Source organism: Enterobacter cloacae complex sp. HYC074_NIDB, from assembly GCF_056673345.1.
Window position 1 is genome coordinate 3,528,343 of sequence record NZ_CP114214.1, and the last position, 18,561, is coordinate 3,546,903.

Sequence of the window (18,561 nt, forward strand, 5' to 3'; positions counted from 1 at the left end):
TTAGCTATTCTTATCAAACATTCACACTGGATACCCGACAGATGATGACGACGCTTGAAATTCCATCTGTGCTTTCCAGTTCGCAGCGCCGCTGCCAGGTGCTTTTGATGCTTTACCTGCCCGATGCTGCCATCACCGCACAGAGCATAATCGCTGCCAACGGCGTGGACGACGTCATGGCACGGCAAGATATAGCCGAGACGCGCGATGAAATCCAGCGCTATCATCGGCTTGATATCGTCACGCACCATGATGGCTGCTACCGAATTGAGGGTTCCGCCCTTAATCAACGTTTGTGCCTGCTGCACTGGCTGCGCAGGGCGCTTCGGCTGTGTCCACATTTTGTCGCCCAACAGTTTACTCCTGCCTTAAAAACCGCGCTCAAACAGCACGGCATTGCCCGCCCGCTTTATGACGATGCGAACCTTCGGGCGCTTATCAACTTTTGTGCGCGCAAGCTTCAGCGCCAGTTTGAGTCCCGCGACGTACAATTTTTACAGCTCTATCTGCAATATTGTCTGATTCAGCATCATCTGGGCAATACGCCGGAGTTTTCGCCCGTTCAGCGCAGCTGGACGCAGTCCCGAGGGGAATACTTTACGGCGCAGGAAATTGTCCGCCACTGGAAACGGCGCGTCCCGCAGGGAACGCACAGCGATGAACAGCTGTTCCTGGCGCTGCTGTTTATGATGCTTCGCACACCCGACCCGGTGATGGATAAACACCAGCAGGATCAGCGCCTGCGTCGCGCCATCGTGCGTATGATTGCCCGTTTCCGGGCACAAACCGGGATGAACTTCAGCGATGAGCAAGGTCTGACCGATCAGCTTTATATCCATCTGGCTCAGGCGCTGGACCGCTCCTTGTTTGACATCGGCATCGACAACAGTCTGCCGGAAGAGATCCACCGTTTATACCCCCGGCTGCTGCGCACCACTAAAGAGGCGCTGTTTGAGCTGGAAGCCGAATTTGGTCTGCGATTCTCCGGTGAAGAGATGGCTCTGGTGGCGGTGATTTTTGGTGCCTGGCTGATGCAGGAGACCGATCTGCATGAAAAACAGGTGGTCCTGTTAACGGGGGAAAATAAAGCCTGTGAAGAGTTAATTGAGCAGCAGCTTCGCGAGCTGACGCTGCTGCCGCTCAATATTCGTTATCTTAGCCTGGAGGCGTTTAAGAAGGAGGGCGCGCCCCGCGAGGCGGCGCTGGTTATTACGCCTTATCCAACCGCCCTGCCGCTGTTCTCGCCGCCGCTCATTCATGCCGTTGAGACCCTGAACACGCAGCAGCAGGAACACATTCGCGTAATGCTCGAATCGTAGTTACGTGCGAGCAGCGACTTTAGGGCGAATAACGATGGCCGGTAAAGCGACCAGCGCCATCACCCAGAACACACCGTGCCCCAGGTGCTGATAGAGGAAACCGGCAAATACGGTCATCACCGCAATACTGCCGCCCATCGCCACCGCTGAATAGACCGCCTGAAGACGAATAACGTCCCCACCCTCTCGCGCCGCGATGTAGCGCATCGCCGCCAGATGGCAGACGGTGAAGGTTCCACAGTGCAGAATTTGCGCCATAATCAGCCACGGCAGCTCCGTCGTCCAGCCCATGATGCCCCAGCGCGCCACGCCGCACACGGCGGAAAGCAGCAGCAGGTCACGCGCCCCGAAACGACGGAACAGTTTTTGGCTCAGCGCGAAGATAATAACCTCCGCCACCACGCCGAGCGACCACAGGTAGCCTACCGCAGAAGCCGAGTAACCCGCCCCCTGCCAGTAGATGGCGCTGAAGCCATAATAGGCCGCATGCGCCCCCTGAAGCAGACAGACGCAGGCCAGGAAACGCCAGCTTTGCGCCACCAGCGAGCGCCAGGCGGGCCAGCCGGCGCTCTCCTGATGGCGGCTTTCGCCCTGCGGCATCACCGACGGACGCAGCAACATACCGAGCAGCATTGAGGCGATGCCGAGCGTTAGCAGCGCCAGAATGGCACGATAGTCATAGAGGCTGACCAGTTTCCCGACCAGCGCAGAGCCGATCACGAAGGCAATCGATCCCCACAGGCGCACGCGGCCATAGTCCATGGTGATCTGCTTTTGCCAGGTGTTCGCCAGGGCATCCGTCAGCGGCACCAGCGGGGAGAAGAACAGATTAAAGCCAACCATTACCACCATCAGCCAGGCAAACTGGTGGCTAACCCAGAAGCAGGCGGCAAAGACCAGCGTCAGCAGGGCCAGAATTCGCACCGCTTTAATCAGTAAGGAGGGATCGCTGACGCGGGGCGCAATCAGCAGACTACCCAGGAAACGTGCCACCAGCCCCGCGCCCAGCAGGATGCCAATGGTCTCAGGCGTCAGACCAATTCCCTTGAGCCAGACGCTCCAGAAAGGCAGAAAAATACCGTAACTAAAGAAATAGGTGAAATAGCTGAGCGCCAGCCAGCGCGTGGAATGCAAGACCATGAATCCCTCCCGAAATGGAGGCGATAGTCTGGCGTTAATCCCTGACTTTAGCAAGTCGTTAGCGCGCTATAAATTAACTAAAAATTAACATCATCACCAGCCGGACAGCGTATGGCGAGAGCGGTAAAACTGTATTACGTTTATAAGACATCGCCTGAAGAGGTCGTTTGCCATGAACAGCTTACGTTATTTCGATTTCGGCTCCTCTCGTTCTCTCCTGCTTTTAATTGCCCGCATTGCTATCGTGGTCCTGTTTATTATTTTCGGTTATCCCAAGCTGACGGGGTTTAGCGGCACCGTTCAGTATATGACGTCGCTCGGCGCCCCCATGCCCATGCTGGCCGCGATTATTGCGGTGGTGATGGAAGTCCCCGCCGCGATTCTAATCGTGCTGGGCTTTTTCAGCCGCCCTCTCGCGGTGATCTTTGTCTTCTATACGCTGGGAACGGCGGTGATTGGTCACCACTACTGGGATATGACGGGCGATGCGGTCCTGCCAAATATGATTAACTTCTACAAAAATGTGAGTATCGCTGGCGCATTTATTTTGCTGGCGATTACCGGGCCGGGGGCCATCTCCCTCGATCGACGTTAGCCCATAAAAAAAGGCCGCATGAGCGGCCTTTTTCAGTTCTGCAACGCAGAGAATTATGCGTACACCGGGAAGCGTGCGCAGATGTCCAGCACTTTACCTTTAACGCGCTCGATAACCGCGTCGTCATTGATGTTGTCCAGAACGTCACACATCCAGCCCGCCAGCTCTTTTACTTCCGCTTCTTTAAAGCCACGACGAGTTACGGCCGGAGAACCGATACGGATACCGGAGGTCACGAACGGGCTCTTCGGATCGTTTGGCACGCTGTTTTTGTTCACGGTGATGTTGGCGCGGCCGAGGGCTGCGTCAGCTTCTTTACCGGTCAGGTTCTTATCAACCAGGTCCAGCAGGAACAGGTGGTTTTCAGTCCCGCCAGAGACCACTTTGTAGCCACGATTCAGGAACACTTCCACCATCGCTTTGGCGTTTTTAGCAACCTGCTGCTGATAAACCTTGAACTCTGGCTCCATCGCTTCTTTCAGCGCGACGGCTTTCGCGGCGATAACGTGCATCAGCGGGCCGCCCTGGGCGCTTGGGAATACGGCGGAGTTCAGCTTTTTGTACAGCTCTTCGTCACCGCCTTTCGCCAGGATCAGCCCACCGCGTGGACCCGCCAGGGTTTTGTGGGTGGTGGTGGTCACAACGTGCGCATGTGGAACCGGATTCGGGTAAACGCCAGCGGCAATCAGACCGGCAACGTGCGCCATGTCGACGAACAGGTACGCGCCGATGCTGTCAGCGATTTCACGCATTTTTGCCCAGTCAACGATGCCGGAGTAAGCAGAGAAGCCACCGATGATCATCTTCGGCTTGTGCTCTTTGGCCTGCTTCGCCATGTCTTCGTAGTCAATTTTACCGGACTCATCAATACCGTAAGGGATGATGTTGTACAGTTTGCCAGAGAAGTTAACCGGGGAGCCGTGAGTCAGGTGGCCGCCCTGCGCCAGGTTCATACCCAGAACGGTATCGCCCGGCTGCAACAGCGCGGTATAAACAGCGAAGTTAGCCTGAGAGCCAGAGTGCGGCTGGACGTTCGCGTAGTCAGCGCCAAAGAGTTCTTTCGCACGGTCAATAGCCAGCTGCTCAACGATATCAACGTATTCGCAACCGCCGTAGTAGCGCTTGCCCGGATAACCTTCAGCATATTTGTTGGTCAGCTGAGAACCCTGCGCCTGCATCACGCGCGGGCTGGTGTAGTTTTCGGAGGCGATCAGTTCGATGTGCTCTTCCTGACGTACTTTTTCCTGCTCCATAGCCTGCCACAGTTCGGCATCATAATCGGCAATGTTCATTTCACGCTTTAACATCCGCATCTCCTGACTCAGCTAACAAGTAAATTTTTGGCCTGAAAAGGCAGTCCTGTTGGACGACGGGCAACAGTATAACTGAATAGTTCTGCGATAACAGGTCTTGACAAACGATTTTACGCAAACGTTTACCTCCACGCCACGCAAGGGTTTGAGCAATAAAGCTCTCACCATTTTCAACGGATTTCTTTTCAGCTTTGTGATGCATATTTTTCACGATGCAAAGAACCATTTACATTGCAGGGGTATTTTTATAAGATGCATCTAAAATACATCATTAAAGTAACATCAGAAGGAAGCTGCTATGCTCGACGCCCAAACCATCGCTACCGTGAAAGCCACAATTCCCCTGCTGGTTGAAACGGGTCCTAAACTGACCGCCCATTTCTACGATCGCATGTTCGCGCATAACCCGGAGCTCAAAGAGATTTTCAACATGAGCAACCAGCGTAACGGCGATCAGCGCGAAGCGCTGTTTAACGCTATTGCCGCCTATGCCAGCAACATCGAAAACCTGCCGGCTCTGCTGCCTGCGGTGGAAAAAATCGCCCAGAAGCACACCAGCTTCCAGATCAAACCTGAGCAGTACAACATCGTCGGCAGTCACCTGCTGGCGACCCTGGACGAAATGTTCAGCCCGGGCCAGGAAGTACTGGATGCCTGGGGGAAGGCCTATGGCGTACTTGCAAACGTATTCATCAACCGTGAAGCACAGATCTACAGCGAAAACGCCAGCAAGAATGGCGGCTGGGAAGGCACGCGCGCCTTCCGCATCGTTGAGAAAACCCCGCGCAGCGCACTGATCACCAGCTTTGAGTTTGAGCCAGTTGACGGTCAGCCAGTTGCCGATTACCAGCCGGGCCAGTATCTGGGCGTCTGGCTGAAGCCTGAAGGCTTCCCGCATCAGGAGATTCGCCAGTACTCCCTGACCCGCAAGCCAGACGGCAAAGGCTATCGCATTGCGGTTAAACGTGAGGAAGGCGGTCAGGTATCCAACTGGCTGCATAACGAAGCCAGCGTGGGCGACGTGGTCCATCTGGCGGCACCGGCGGGCGATTTCTTTATGGCCGTTGAAACGAATACCCCGGTGACGCTGATCTCCGCAGGCGTGGGGCAGACGCCAATGCTGGCGATGCTGGATACGCTGGCGAAAGCAAACCACAGCGCGCAGGTTAACTGGTTCCACGCGGCGGAGAACGGTGATGTTCACGCCTTCGCGGACGAGGTGAAAGCGCTGGGAGCGGGTCTGCCACACTTTACCGCGCATACCTGGTATCGTTTACCCACGGAAGCCGACCGCGCAGCGGCTCGTTTCGACAGCGAAGGCCTGATGAATTTAGGGCAGCATGAAGGGGCGTTCAGCGCACCGGGGATGCAGTTCTACGTTTGTGGGCCGGTAGCGTTTATGCAGTATGCCGCGAAGCAGCTGGTAGACCTGGGCGTGAATAAAGACAACATTCATTACGAATGTTTCGGCCCGCATAAAGTGCTGTAATGCAAAAAGCCCCTCAACGAGGGGCTTTTTTTTCGCCGGGTGGCAGCTGCGCCTTACCCGGCCTACCAAATCTTTTTTAAATCGCCGCGTCGTCTTCTTCGCCGGTACGGATACGGATCACGCGCGCCACGTCAAAGACGAAGATTTTCCCGTCGCCAATTTTACCGGTCTGCGCCGTGCGGATGATGGTATCCACACAGGTATCGACGATATCATCGCTTACCACGATCTCGATTTTCACTTTCGGCAGAAAGTCCACCATGTACTCTGCGCCACGGTATAGCTCGGTGTGGCCCTTCTGACGACCAAAACCTTTCACTTCAGTTACGGTCATCCCGGTGATGCCTACTTCTGCCAGCGCTTCACGTACATCATCCAGTTTGAAAGGTTTAATAATCGCATCAATCTTTTTCATGGTGGGTCCTTAAACTCTTGCCAGTAAGCAGCCTCGTAATCGGTTGCTCACAGTATCATATTCAGGCGAATTTTGCGGTATTACTCTTTAAAATCGTTCGCTTCCAGCTCATGGCGTGAGAGCAATTTATAAAACTCGGTACGGTTACGCCCGGCCATGCGCGCCGCGTGGGTCACGTTGCCTTTGGTGATTTGCAGCAGCTTGCGCAGATAGTTCAGCTCGAACTGGTTTCGCGCTTCCGCAAACGTCGGTAAGGCCGTGTTTTCCCCCTCGAGCGCCTGCTCCACCAGCGCATCGCTGATCACCGGCGATGACGTCAGCGCCACGCACTGCTCAATCACGTTCACCAGCTGGCGTACGTTGCCCGGCCAGCTTGCTGTCATCAGGCGTTTCATCGCATCGGTGGAGAACGCGCGCACGAATGGTTTGTGGCGGTCAGCGGCCTGGCGCAAAAGGTGATTTGCCAGCAGCGGGATATCTTCCGCACGCTCGGCCAGCGCCGGGATTTTCAGGTTGACGACATTCAGTCGATAGTAGAGATCTTCGCGGAACTCGTTGCGCGCCATCACCTTGGGCAAATCGCGATGGGTAGCGGAAATAATGCGCACGTTGATATCGATATCGCGGTTGCTGCCAAGCGGACGCACTTTCCGCTCCTGCAACACGCGCAGCAGTTTGACCTGCAACGGCGCGGGCATATCGCCAATTTCATCAAGGAACAGCGTGCCCCCCTCTGCCGCCTGGAACAGCCCTTCACGGCTGCTCACCGCGCCGGTAAAGGCGCCGCGGGCATGGCCGAAGAGCTCAGACTCAAGCAGTTGTTCCGGCAGCGCGCCACAGTTGATGGCAATAAAGGCATTTTTACTGCGTGGGCTGGCGTTGTGGATCGCCTGGGCCAGGATCTCTTTCCCGGTCCCGCTCTGGCCGTTGATCAGCACGCTAACGTCGGATTGCGCCACCATCCGCGCCTGTTCCAGCAGGCGCAGCATCACAGGGCTACGCGTCACGATGGATTCACGCCAGCCGTCGTCGCCGGATGGCGCAGCGTGCTCAAGAGCACTGTCGATCGCTTTATAGAGGGCGTCTTTATCCACCGGTTTGGTGAGGAAGCTGAATACCCCCTGCTGCGTCGCGGCCACCGCATCAGGAATAGATCCGTGAGCGGTGAGGATAATCACCGGCATCCCGGGCTGCTGCTTCTGGATCTCCGTGAACAGTTGCAGGCCATCCATTTCATCCATGCGCAAATCGCTGATCACCAGATCGATTTTCTCGCGGCTGAGCACTTTCAGCCCCTCCTGCCCGCTTTCAGCGGTGACCACGCTGTAGCCTTCGCTGACCAGACGCATCCCCAGCAGCTTTAACAGCCCGGGATCGTCATCCACCAGTAACAGATGGGCAGGTTTACGGCTTGTCATGGCTTCACATCCTCTTGTTTCGGCGTCTCACTGTCTGGCGTCGTGGCAGAGTTGCCTTTCGACCCATCGGGCAGATAGCTGCCTGCCGGCTTACGCGTCGAGAGCTGTCTTTCGATATCGGTCAGATTTTCGAGCTTGCGGGTGGTGGTTTCCAGCTGCTCGCGCAGCGACTCCTGCTGCTGGCGAAGCGCATCAAGCTCGCTGTCGCTCGACTGCTGCAATTTGCTGTAGCGGAAACGCTCTTCGGACAGCTGTAATTGCAGGGTTTGTCCGTCCCGCCAGAGCTGATAAACCGGGCGCACCTGGGGGGGAATATTGATCACGTAAGTATCCAGCCGCGTCACGTTGGCGCGGCGTTCGACAGGCGTGATTCTGGCATCCGCCATCACGATCCCGCGTTTAAACGCGTCCTGCCAGGTATCGTCCATCAGCATCGCCGCCTGGGCACGGGCCTCGGCGGGCGCCAGTCGCTGGGCGCAGTCTATTCCGCGCAGCCAGAACAGCGGATTGGATTCAACATCACGCCCCGACAGGCTCCAGATATCATCGCAACGTGTTGAAAGGAAATCGGCCAGCTGTTGTTGCGGCCATTTATCTTCCTGTTTGTGGCTAATCGCACTTTTTGGTGCATGGGTTACACAGCCGGCCAGCAGTAAGCAGGGCAGGCTGAGGCGCACATTTTTGCTGGAAAACACCGCGCGCAGTGCGCGGTAAAAGACGTGTGACATACTCACCAGGTTGTTATTCATTTCATTGATTTTTCCGGCTCAAGAGGCAGTTCGATACGAAAACAGACATCGGCGCGTTCATCACTCACGATGTTAAGCTCACCCTGCATGCGTCGTATGCAGTCGCGGGCAATACTCAGCCCCAGACCACTTCCTTTTACCGCACCTTTTCGCTGATGACTCCCCTGGAAGAAGGGCTCAAAGATCATCGTTTTTTCATCATCCGGAATCGGGCTTCCCGTATTCGCTACGTCAATAAATACCCGCGAACCGTTGTTATTGCTTCTGATATAAATGGTACCGGATTCAGTACCATAGTGCACCGCATTGGAATAAAGATTATCCAGTACGCTCATTAAGAGCATCGGCTCTGCCAGACAGGATGGCGCATTGAGATCCACCTGGGTATGCATCATTTTAGCTCTTGCTGGCAGGCTATGGGCGGAGATCACCATGTCCACCAGCGGTTCAATCTCAACGCTTTCAAGCACCACAGCACCATCCGCCAGCTTGCGGTTATAGTCCAGCAGTTGTTCAATAAGTTTTTGTAAATTGCGGCTACTGGCATCCAGAATCGCCACGATCTCTTTTTGCTCAGGGGTTAACGGTCCCGCTACTTCGTCTGCCAGCAGCTCCGTGCCTTCACGCATACTGGCCAGCGGTGTTTTGAGTTCGTGTGAGATATGGCGCAGGAACTGATGACGCTGCGATTCCAGCCACGCCAGGCGTTCAGAAAGCCAGATGATGCGCTGACCGACCGAGCGCAGCTCGCGCGGGCCTTTAAAAACAACCGTATCCCCGAGAGATTTGCCCTCCCCCAGGCGGTTAATCATCCGCTGGATCCCCTTTACCGGGCCGATGATCATGCGGGTAAAGAGCAGTACCAGCCCAAGGCTGACGAGGAACAGCACCAGCGCCTGCCAGCCGAAGAACTGGCCGCGCTCGGCAATCTCCTGCTGGAGTTGCTGCCCACGGGAAAAGATAACCGTACGGGTGGACTGCACCATCTCCGTATTGGCGTTCGCGAAGGCTTCAAGTCGGGCGGCGGCGGCGGCATCAGGACCGCTGTTTTTGCACTGGAGCTGCGCCAGATCGTTCAGATCCTGACGCAGCGCCTGATAGAGTTTGTCATCCGGCAAGACCCCGGCATGGGCATCCAGCATTTCGCTGTAGCGTTTACGCTGGTTCTGATAGACCCTCTCCAGCGTGCGGTCGTCCAGCACGCAGTACTGGCGATAGCTACGCTCCATCTCCAGCGCGGCGTTGGTCATTGCCTCGCTACGGCGGGCATCAATAAGCGTGGTGCGGTTAGTCAGGGCCGCCTGGGCACTTAACGCATTCAGGCTTTGCCATGCCTGCCACGCCAGAACCAGCAAAGGTAGCAGGATCAGCAGGAAGGCCATCATAACGAGCTGTCGCAGGGAGCGAGGGAAAGCGGGCCAGCGTTTCAACACATTACTCTCATCATCCGGGTTTGAGGAGAGCGTAACTGAGTCTGCCCTTCAGATACAACAAAGCCGGGTAAAAACCCGGCTTTGTCATGGAATAAGGCGGTGCCTAACTCGACGTTTCGCCCTGGCCTGATAAAGCATTGCAATAATCAGTAGTTGGACGGCAGGCACCTTTTTGTGCGTCATTCGAAGTTTATGTAGCACGTCCCGAAGGGGCTGACATAAGAAGGTGAATGAGCCACTGGCTACTATTATGCAACATGCGTGCCAGATTGTAAACTTTGATACTATCCTTATGATTAATAATTGTTTTATTATTAAAATGCATTGATTGTCAGGTGAATGATTTCCAGGCTAAGTGTCGCTATTAAGCAACACCTTAATGGAAACCTGTCCTGCCATAGATAAATCAATAAGTTAAATGTCTCTTATTGGAGACACTCAACCCAGAGGATTGTCGCGATTTTGCGACAGGTACAAAAAAGCCCGGTGGCGCTCGCGCTTACCGGGCCTACAGTCAGGGCGTTGAAACTTAACCCAGTTGTTTACGCGCGTTGCGGAAAATGCGCATCCACGGGCTGTCCTCGCCCCAGTTTTCCGGGTGCCAGGAGTTGCTCACGGTGCGGAAGACACGCTCCGGGTGCGGCATCATGATGGTCACCCGACCGCTTTCGCTGGTGACCGCGGTAATGCCATTTGCCGAACCGTTCGGGTTAGCCGGATAGGTTTCGGTGACCTTGCCGAAGTTATCAACAAAGCGCAGCGCTACCAGTCCTTTGCTTTCAAGCTGAGCCAGGTGCGCCGCATCACGCATTTCAACCTGACCTTCGCCGTGCGAAACCGCGATTGGCATCTGCGAACCCACCATTCCCTGCAACAGCAGAGACGGGCTTTGGGTTACTTCTACCAGGCTGAAGCGCGCTTCGAAGCGGTCAGACTGGTTACGCACAAAGCGCGGCCAGGCTTCGCTACCCGGGATCAGCTCGCGCAGGTTAGACATCATCTGACAGCCGTTACACACGCCCAGCGCCAGCGTCTGCGGACGGTGGAAGAAGGTTTCGAATTCGTCACGCACGCGGCTGTTAAACAGAATAGACTTCGCCCAGCCTTCGCCCGCGCCCAGCACGTCACCGTAGGAGAACCCTCCGCAGGCAACCAGCGCCTGGAAATCATCCAGCCCGGTACGCCCGGCCAGCAGGTCGCTCATGTGGACGTCGATGGCATCAAAGCCCGCGCGGTGGAAGGCCGCAGCCATCTCAACGTGGGAGTTAACGCCCTGCTCGCGCAGCACGGCCACTTTCGGACGCGCACCGGTCGCAATGTACGGCGCGGCAATGTCTTCGTTTATGTCGAAGCTGAGCTTCACGTTCAGGCCAGGATCGTTGTCGTTCGCCTTCGCGTTGTGTTCCTGATCGGCGCATTCCGGGTTGTCACGCAGCCGCTGCATCTGCCAGGTGGTTTCTGCCCACCACATGCGCAGCGTGGTGCGGCTTTCGCTGAACACCGCGTGGCCGTCGGCTTCAATCACGAAACGGTCGCCCTGCACCGCTTTACCGAGATAGTGTACGCAGTCTGCCAGACCGTGCTGCGCCAGAATCGCTTCTACCGCGTCGCGATCTGCGGCGCGTACCTGAATGACCGCGCCAAGCTCTTCGTTAAACAGCGCCGCCAGGCGGTCTTCGCCAAGCGTAGCAATGTTTGCTTCAACGCCGCAGTGACCGGTGAAGGCCATCTCTGCCAGCGTCACCAGCAGGCCACCATCGGAACGGTCGTGGTAGGCCAGCAGCTTACGCTGCGCCACCAGCGCCTGAATTGCGTCGTAGAAGCCTTTCAGTTGGGCGACGTCGCGCACGTCGGCTGGCTTATCGCCGAGCTGGCGGTAAACCTGCGCCAGCGCGGTGGCGCCCAGGGCGTTATGGCCTTTGCCGAGGTCAATCAACAGCAGGGCGTTATCTTCAGTGGAAAGCTGCGGCGTAACGGTATGACGTACGTCTTCCACGCGCGCAAACGCGGTGATCACCAGCGACAGCGGAGAGGTCATCTCGCGCTGCTCGTTACCTTCCTGCCAGCGGGTTTTCATCGACATGGAGTCTTTACCCACCGGAATGGTCAGGCCGAGCGCAGGACACAGTTCCTCACCCACCGCTTTCACGGCTTCATACAGGCCGGCGTCTTCACCAGGGTGACCGGCAGCGGCCATCCAGTTCGCGGAGAGCTTGATACGTTTAATGTCGCCAATCTGCGTCGCGGCAATGTTGGTCAGCGCTTCACCAACGGCCAGTCGCGCAGAGGCGGCGAAGTCCAGCAGCGCCACCGGCGTACGTTCGCCCAGCGCCATCGCTTCGCCGTAATAGCTGTCGAGGCTCGCGGTGGTCACGGCGCAGTTAGCGACCGGGATCTGCCACGGGCCAACCATCTGATCGCGGGATACCATACCGGTCACGGTGCGGTCGCCGATGGTCACCAGGAAGGTTTTCTCTGCCACAGCAGGCAGGTGCAGCACGCGGTTCACCGCGTCTGCAACGGTAATATCCTGGCGATCCAGCGCTTTGCCCGCCGCTTTACGGGTGGTTACGTCGCGGGTCATCTTCGGCGTTTTACCGAGCAGAACGTCGAGCGGCAGATCGATTGGCTGGTTGTCGAAATGGGTGTCACTCAGAGTCAGGTGCTGCTCTTCGGTCGCTTCACCGATGACGGCATACGGCGCGCGCTCGCGGCGGCACAGCTCGTCAAACAGCGGCAGTTGGTCGGCCGCAACCGCCAGCACGTAGCGCTCCTGGGATTCGTTACACCAGATTTCCAGCGGGCTCATGCCAGGCTCATCGCTCAGGATATCGCGCAGGTTGAAACGACCACCGCGGCCGCCGTCGCTCACCAGCTCCGGCATGGCGTTGGACAGACCGCCCGCTCCCACGTCGTGGATAAAGAGAATCGGGTTAGCATCACCCAGCTGCCAGCAGCGGTCGATTACTTCCTGACAGCGACGCTCCATCTCAGGGTTGTCACGCTGCACGGAGGCGAAATCGAGATCCGCATCAGACTGGCCGGAGGCCATAGAAGAGGCCGCACCGCCGCCCAGACCGATGTTCATCGCCGGGCCGCCGAGCACGATCAGCTTCGCGCCGACGACGATCTCGCCTTTTTGCACGTGATCGGCACGGATGTTGCCGATCCCGCCCGCCAGCATGATCGGTTTGTGATAGCCGCGCAGCTCTTCGCCGTTGTGGCTGTCCACTTTCTCTTCATAGGTACGGAAGTAACCGTTCAGCGCCGGACGACCAAATTCGTTGTTAAACGCCGCGCCGCCCAGCGGGCCTTCGGTCATGATATCCAGCGCGGTCACGATGCGCTCTGGCTTGCCGAAATCTTCTTCCCACGGCTGTTCAAAGCCCGGGATACGCAGGTTGGAGACGGAGAAACCGACCAGACCCGCTTTTGGTTTTGCACCACGACCGGTCGCCCCTTCGTCACGGATTTCACCGCCGGAGCCGGTCGCCGCACCCGGCCATGGGGAGATCGCCGTCGGGTGGTTGTGGGTTTCCACTTTCATCAGGATATGCGCAGGCTCCTGATGGAAGTCATAGCGCCCTGCTTCGCGATCGGCGAAGAAGCGGCCCACCTCGGAACCTTCCATCACCGCGGCGTTGTCTTTATAGGCAGACAGCACGTGGTCAGGGGTTTGCTCCATGGTGTTTTTGATCATTTTGAACAGCGACTTCGGCTGCTGTTCGCCGTCGATAATCCAGTCGGCGTTGAAAATCTTGTGGCGGCAGTGCTCGGAGTTGGCCTGCGCGAACATATACAGTTCGATGTCGTTCGGGTTGCGATTCAGCTTAACGAATGCATCCTGAAGGTAGTCGATTTCATCCTCTGCGAGTGCCAGACCAAGACGCAGGTTTGCGTCAATCAGCGCCTGACGGCCCTGCCCCAGCAGATCCACGCTCTGTACCGGCGCAGGCTGATGGTGGGAGAACAGTTTCTGCGCATCATCCAGAGAGTCAAACACGCTCTCCATCATGCGGTCGTGCAGTTCAGCCGCAACCGCCTGCCACTGCGCGTCGCTCAGGGTAGAGGCTTCCACGTAGTACGCCACACCGCGCTCCAGACGGTTAATCTGGTTCAGGCCGCATTTGTGAGCGATGTCTGTTGCTTTGGAAGACCAGGGGGAGATGGTGCCAGGGCGTGGCGTGGCGAGGATTAATTTGCCGGTCGGCGTATGGCTGCTCAGGCTTGGGCCATATTTAAGCAGACGTTCCAGCTGTACGCGCTCCTCTGCATTCAGGGGGGCATTCAGGTCAGCAAAATGGACATACTCAGCGTAAATATTGCTTACCGGAAGGTCGGCCGCCTGAAAACGTGCCAGCAGTTTGGTAATACGGAAGGCAGACAGTGCAGGCGAACCACGCAGAATTTCCATCATAAGTCTCTCGTCTTCGAAGCGCCGGGGCGCTTACAGTGTGCGCAAGGGGGGAAAACGGGCGTCATTATAGAGAATCCTGAGCGCCGACGAAACCGTTTGCGTCGAAATAAAATCAACCTTTATGTTTAACAATAGATGTGACCTGTCTCTCTAATTGGTTGCCAACTGGCGCTACTTTGCGCAAAATGCCGCTCAATCAATGGCAAACTCTACTCTTAACATGACTACAGCACACTGAGGCAACCGGCGTCGCAGAGAATTAACTAATTGAAAAAATTAAAGATTAATTATCTGCTCATCGGCATTGTTACGTTGCTGCTGGCAGTGGCCCTCTGGCCGTCTATCCCCTGGTTCGGCAAGGCCGAAAACCGTATCGCCGCCATTCAGGAGCGGGGGGAGTTGCTCGTCAGTACCCTCTCCTCCCCGCTTATTTACGACGATATCAACGGTAAAACCATCGGTCTTGATTACGAACTGGCACAGCTGTTTGCGGACTATCTGGGCGTGAAGCTGAAAGTTACCGTGCGGCAGAACATCAACCAGCTGTTTGATGATTTGGACCATGACCGTGCCGATATTCTCGCCGCAGGTCTGGTGTACAACAGCGAACGCAGCAAAAACTATCAGCCGGGCCCGACCTACTACTCCGTGTCGCAGCAGGTGGTTTATCGTGTGGGTAGCCTGCGCCCGCGCTCACTGGCCGACATCACCGACCAGCAATTGACCATTGCGCCAGGCCATGTGGTGATTGACGATCTGCGGGCGTTGAAAGAGAAAAAATACCCTAACCTCAGCTGGACGGTCGATCCTAAACTCGGCACGACCGAATTGCTGGAGCAGGTAAAAGATAAAAAGCTGGCCTATACCATTGCTGATTCGGTGGCGATCAGTCTTTTCCAGCGCGTTCATCCTGAAATCGCCGTGGCGCTGGATGTGACCGACGAACAGCCGGTGACCTGGTTTACCCAGCTGGACGACGATCAAACCGTCTCTGCGGCCATGCTCGATTTCTTTAATTCCATCAATGAAGACGGCACCCTGGCGCGTCTGGAAGAGAAATATCTCGGTCACGGGGACGATTTTGATTACGTTGACACCCGCACCTTCCTGCGCGCGGTGGACAGCGTGCTGCCGGACCTGCAACCGCTGTTTGAGAAGTACGCCCAGGAGATTGACTGGAAGCTGCTGGCGGCAATTTCCTACCAGGAATCGCACTGGGATGCTCAGGCCACCTCCCCCACGGGCGTGCGCGGGTTGATGATGCTCACTAAAAATACCGCCCAGAGCCTCGGCATCAGCGACCGGACCGATGCGGAACAGAGCATCAGCGGCGGCGCGCAGTATTTACAGGATATGATGGCGAAAGTGCCGGAGACGGTCCCGGAAGGGGAGCGGATCTGGTTTGCGCTAGCCGCCTATAACATGGGGTATGCGCATATGCTCGACGCGCGGGCGCTGACGGCGAAAACCAAAGGTAACCCGGACAGTTGGTCAGATGTAAAACAGCGCCTGCCGCTGCTTAGCCAGAAACAGTGGTACCAGAAGCTGACGTATGGCTATGCGCGCGGCCATGAAGCGTATGCCTACGTGGAAAATATTCGTAAGTATCAGATAAGCCTGGTGGGATATCTGCTGGAGAAAGAAAAAGAGGCGGCCGAGGCGCAACAGCTGGCTGAAAGCTATCCGGTGGTCGCACCGGAAGAGCTTAATCACCCTGTGGTTTCAATTCTGCCTTTTGTTGCTTTTTCTGCTGCCGACGCATTCGAAAAAAGTCACTTAACAGACCCGAACATTCTGGTGCAAGTACCCCGCCGATAGTTTTCACCTGGTGGTTCATCCCCGGATGCCCAAGTACGTCCATCAGTGAACCAGCAGCGCCCGTCTTTTCATCCCGCGCGCCAAACACCAGCGTACCGATTCGGCTGTGCACCATCGCCCCGGAGCACATTACGCACGGCTCAAGGGTGACATACAGGGTGGTATCAAGCAGACGATAGTTTTGCAGCACCAGTCCGCCCTGACGCAGCGCCATAATTTCAGCATGCGCGGTAGGATCGTGACGGCCAATCGGACGGTTCCACCCTTCCCCAATAACCTGATTGTTATGGACCAGTACCGCGCCCACGGGCACTTCGCCCTCTTCCCAGGCGCGCTGAGCCAGCGCCAGCGCATGGCGCATCCAGTATTCATGATTGTGTTCAGGGTTGGACAAGGGCTGATACTCCAGTCGAAAAGCGGGCGGCATTATACATAGCCGGTACAGATAAGACTATTCGAGTTGCTGAAGTTCGCCCAGAGGCGTGACGCGCCAGCGGTGCTGGCAAAAATAGAGCAGCGGGTTGTCCTGCTTGCTGTCGCTGTAGCCGCTGTACAGACGCAGCGGCGTACCGATGCGTTTCTCCAGCTGCACCACTTTTTCATGTCCGAGGCAGCGCAGGGTGAGCACCCAGCCGCCGTAGCCGCGCGCGATCTGCGTGGCGATAAGATTTACGCGCGGCAGCCAGGGCGTATCAAAATAGACTTGCTCCACCAGCGTCTGCGGGGAGCCAGTAATCAGCCAGATATCGGCATCATTGGCGTCGAGATAGCTGGTCAGGCGCGCCTGTACCACGGGAAACGCGGCGACGTGCCCGCGAAACCAGTGCGCAAAATCCTGTTCGAGCTGCTTGAGGCGCGCTTCGCTATGACCAAACGTGCATCCCCAGAGCAGCAGGCTCATCGGCCAGCGCGCTGCACGGCCTTTCACCAGCAGCGCGATGCCAATAACGGGTAACAGGGGTAATACCAGCAACGCGTTAAGGGGCTGGCGCCGTAGCAGGTAGCGCATAAAGGTGCCGAACATATCCTGCTGATGCAGCGTTCCATCCAGATCAAAAAAGACAACGCGACGCTCGTGACTGGCCAAACCTTACTCCTCTGGGTCGTTGAATCCTAACAGCCAGGTAAACAGGAACCCGGCGATCACCGCTACCAGATAGCCTAACAGATAGAGCATCACTTTTCCGGTCACGATGGTTAATGCCAGCGGTAACCCGGAGATCCCGAAGGTAATGACGGTCGCCACTTTCCAGTAGCTGATTAACGCCCCGCCCACCGCCCCACCGAGACAAGCGGCCAGGAACGGCTTACCCAGCGGCAAGGTCACGCCGAAAATCAGCGGCTCGCCGATACCGAGCAACCCGACCGGCAGCGCCCCTTTAATGACCTTTTTTAAACGCGCGTTGCGGGTTTTCATCAGCACCGCGATGGCCGCGCCGACCTGCCCAACGCCAGCCATCGACAGGATCGGCAGCAGGGCGTTATAGCCGTGCGCCTGTACCAGTTCGACGTGAATCGGCACCAGCCCCTGATGCAGACCGGTCAGCACTAACGGCAGGAAGGTCCCGGACAGCACGGCCCCCACCAGCAGCCCGCCGCGATCGATCGCCAGAGACGCGCCGTGGGCGATGGCTTCAGAGATCGCGCCGCCTAACGGTTGCAGCGCCACAATCGCCACGCTCCCGGTAATCAATGTGGTCAGCAGCGGGTTGAGGATCAGTTCAATCGAGCCTGGCAGCAACGCGCGTAGCTTTTTCTCAATCCAGCACATCAGAATGACCACCAGCAGCACGGCAATCACCCCACCGCGGCCAGGCTGAAGCGCCTCGCCAAACAGTGTAATCTGCGCCAGCTGCGGGCTGGAGAGGATACCCGCCATTACGCCGCCCATCGCCAGCGAGCCGCCGAACACTTTGGCCGTGTTCACCCCCACCAGAATATTCATGATGGCAAACACCGCGCTGCCGAAAATCGCCAGAATACCCAGCAGGTTCGGATACTGGGTGGCGAAATTCCCGACAATATCCGGACGCTTGAGGATATTGATAATCCCGGTGATCAGCCCCGACGCGATAAACGCCGGGATAAGAGGAATAAAGACGTTTGCCAGCTGGCGCAGCGCATCGCTCATGGGGGCTTTGTATTTGGCTTTCGCCTGCGCTTTGGTGCGTTCCGCGTCGTCAAAGGCGGGAGCCGTTTCACCGCCCGTCATCAGGGCGCGCATGGCATCAACCACCTGCGCCGCTTTGCCCGGACCGACAATCAGCTGGTGCTGTTGCCCCTGTTTAACGTACCCGCTCACGCCGGGGAGCTGCTTCAGGCGCGTTAAATCAAGCTTTTCGTCGTTGTACACCTCGACGCGTACACGCGTCATGCAGTTTTCCAGACGCTGAATATTTTTTTCCCCACCGATCCCAAGCAGGATGTCGCTGGCGAGCGCTGCTGTTTTGTCCAT

At 56.9% G+C, this 18,561-nt stretch carries 14 protein-coding genes; 4 read left to right on the plus strand and 10 right to left on the minus strand.

Translation table 11 applies throughout. The features are described 5' to 3' along the window. The first annotated feature begins 41 nt into the window (after positions 1 to 41). Positions 42 to 1,319, plus strand: coding sequence for a stationary phase inducible protein CsiE (gene csiE / locus O1724_RS17075; protein ID WP_045336921.1), 1,278 nt, complete (start codon positions 42 to 44; stop codon positions 1,317 to 1,319). Here the strand turns inward: csiE and O1724_RS17080 are convergent, their stop codons facing one another. Further along, positions 1,320 to 2,459 (minus strand): 3-phenylpropionate MFS transporter, encoded by a 1,140-nt coding sequence (locus tag O1724_RS17080; RefSeq protein ID WP_126296770.1) that lies wholly within the window; start codon positions 2,457 to 2,459, stop codon positions 1,320 to 1,322. Between the two features lie 172 nt (positions 2,460 to 2,631). Between O1724_RS17080 and O1724_RS17085 the strand changes: the two genes are divergently transcribed. Next, positions 2,632 to 3,054, plus strand: coding sequence for a DoxX family protein (locus O1724_RS17085; protein ID WP_126296771.1), 423 nt, complete (start codon positions 2,632 to 2,634; stop codon positions 3,052 to 3,054). A gap of 53 nt (positions 3,055 to 3,107) precedes the next feature. Here O1724_RS17085 and glyA read toward each other — a convergent pair whose 3' ends face one another. Continuing rightward, on the minus strand, positions 3,108 to 4,361 hold the full coding sequence (glyA, locus tag O1724_RS17090) for a serine hydroxymethyltransferase (RefSeq protein ID WP_003860678.1): 1,254 nt from the start codon (positions 4,359 to 4,361) through the stop codon (positions 3,108 to 3,110). A 304-nt stretch (positions 4,362 to 4,665) separates the two neighbouring features. Between glyA and hmpA the strand changes: the two genes are divergently transcribed. Then, entirely contained in the window at positions 4,666 to 5,856 is a 1,191-nt protein-coding gene (hmpA, locus tag O1724_RS17095) for an NO-inducible flavohemoprotein (RefSeq protein ID WP_023325074.1), read from the plus strand. 76 nt (positions 5,857 to 5,932) lie between these two features. On the opposite strand, the gene glnB is transcribed toward hmpA, so the two are convergent. The 5 genes from glnB to purL all read right to left on the minus strand — a co-directional run bounded on the left by glnB (position 5,933) and on the right by purL (position 14,288). Continuing rightward, the gene (glnB, locus tag O1724_RS17100; RefSeq protein WP_003860685.1) at positions 5,933 to 6,271 is read right to left on the minus strand and encodes a nitrogen regulatory protein P-II; all 339 of its coding nucleotides are present in this window, start codon (positions 6,269 to 6,271) and stop codon (positions 5,933 to 5,935) included. 80 nt (positions 6,272 to 6,351) lie between these two features. Further along, positions 6,352 to 7,689, minus strand: coding sequence for a two-component system response regulator GlrR (gene glrR / locus O1724_RS17105; protein WP_003860687.1), 1,338 nt, complete (start codon positions 7,687 to 7,689; stop codon positions 6,352 to 6,354). After that, a complete protein-coding gene (gene qseG, locus O1724_RS17110) occupies positions 7,686 to 8,438 on the minus strand; it encodes a two-component system QseEF-associated lipoprotein QseG (protein ID WP_045894651.1) in 753 nt (250 codons plus the stop codon). The genes glrR and qseG overlap by 4 nt, the downstream gene beginning before the upstream one ends. Then, complete coding sequence (gene qseE, locus O1724_RS17115) at positions 8,435 to 9,868, minus strand: two component system sensor histidine kinase QseE/GlrK (protein WP_003860691.1); 1,434 nt, start codon at positions 9,866 to 9,868, stop codon at positions 8,435 to 8,437. Before qseE ends, qseG begins: the two co-directional genes overlap by 4 nt. 532 nt (positions 9,869 to 10,400) lie before the next feature. Continuing rightward, entirely contained in the window at positions 10,401 to 14,288 is a 3,888-nt protein-coding gene (gene purL, locus O1724_RS17120; protein ID WP_479983899.1) for a phosphoribosylformylglycinamidine synthase, read from the minus strand. Positions 14,289 to 14,555: 267 nt separating this feature from the next. On the opposite strand from purL, the gene mltF reads away from it, so the two are divergent. Then, a complete protein-coding gene (gene mltF / locus O1724_RS17125; protein ID WP_126296773.1) occupies positions 14,556 to 16,106 on the plus strand; it encodes a membrane-bound lytic murein transglycosylase MltF in 1,551 nt (516 codons plus the stop codon). Here the strand turns inward: mltF and tadA are convergent. Genes tadA through O1724_RS17140 form a run of 3 tightly spaced genes read right to left on the minus strand, consistent with a single transcriptional unit; the run spans position 15,994 to position 18,561 of the window. Continuing rightward, positions 15,994 to 16,533 (minus strand): tRNA adenosine(34) deaminase TadA, encoded by a 540-nt coding sequence (gene tadA, locus O1724_RS17130; RefSeq protein ID WP_022651606.1) that lies wholly within the window; start codon positions 16,531 to 16,533, stop codon positions 15,994 to 15,996. The genes mltF and tadA overlap by 113 nt on opposite strands. 24 nt (positions 16,534 to 16,557) lie before the next feature. Continuing rightward, positions 16,558 to 17,193, minus strand: coding sequence for a phosphatidylglycerophosphatase C (yfhb, locus tag O1724_RS17135; RefSeq protein ID WP_003860696.1), 636 nt, complete (start codon positions 17,191 to 17,193; stop codon positions 16,558 to 16,560). Positions 17,194 to 17,196: 3 nt separating this feature from the next. Next, positions 17,197 to 18,561: a PTS transporter subunit EIIC gene (locus O1724_RS17140; RefSeq protein ID WP_023314660.1), complete on the minus strand. Its 1,365-nt coding sequence runs from the start codon at positions 18,559 to 18,561 to the stop codon at positions 17,197 to 17,199.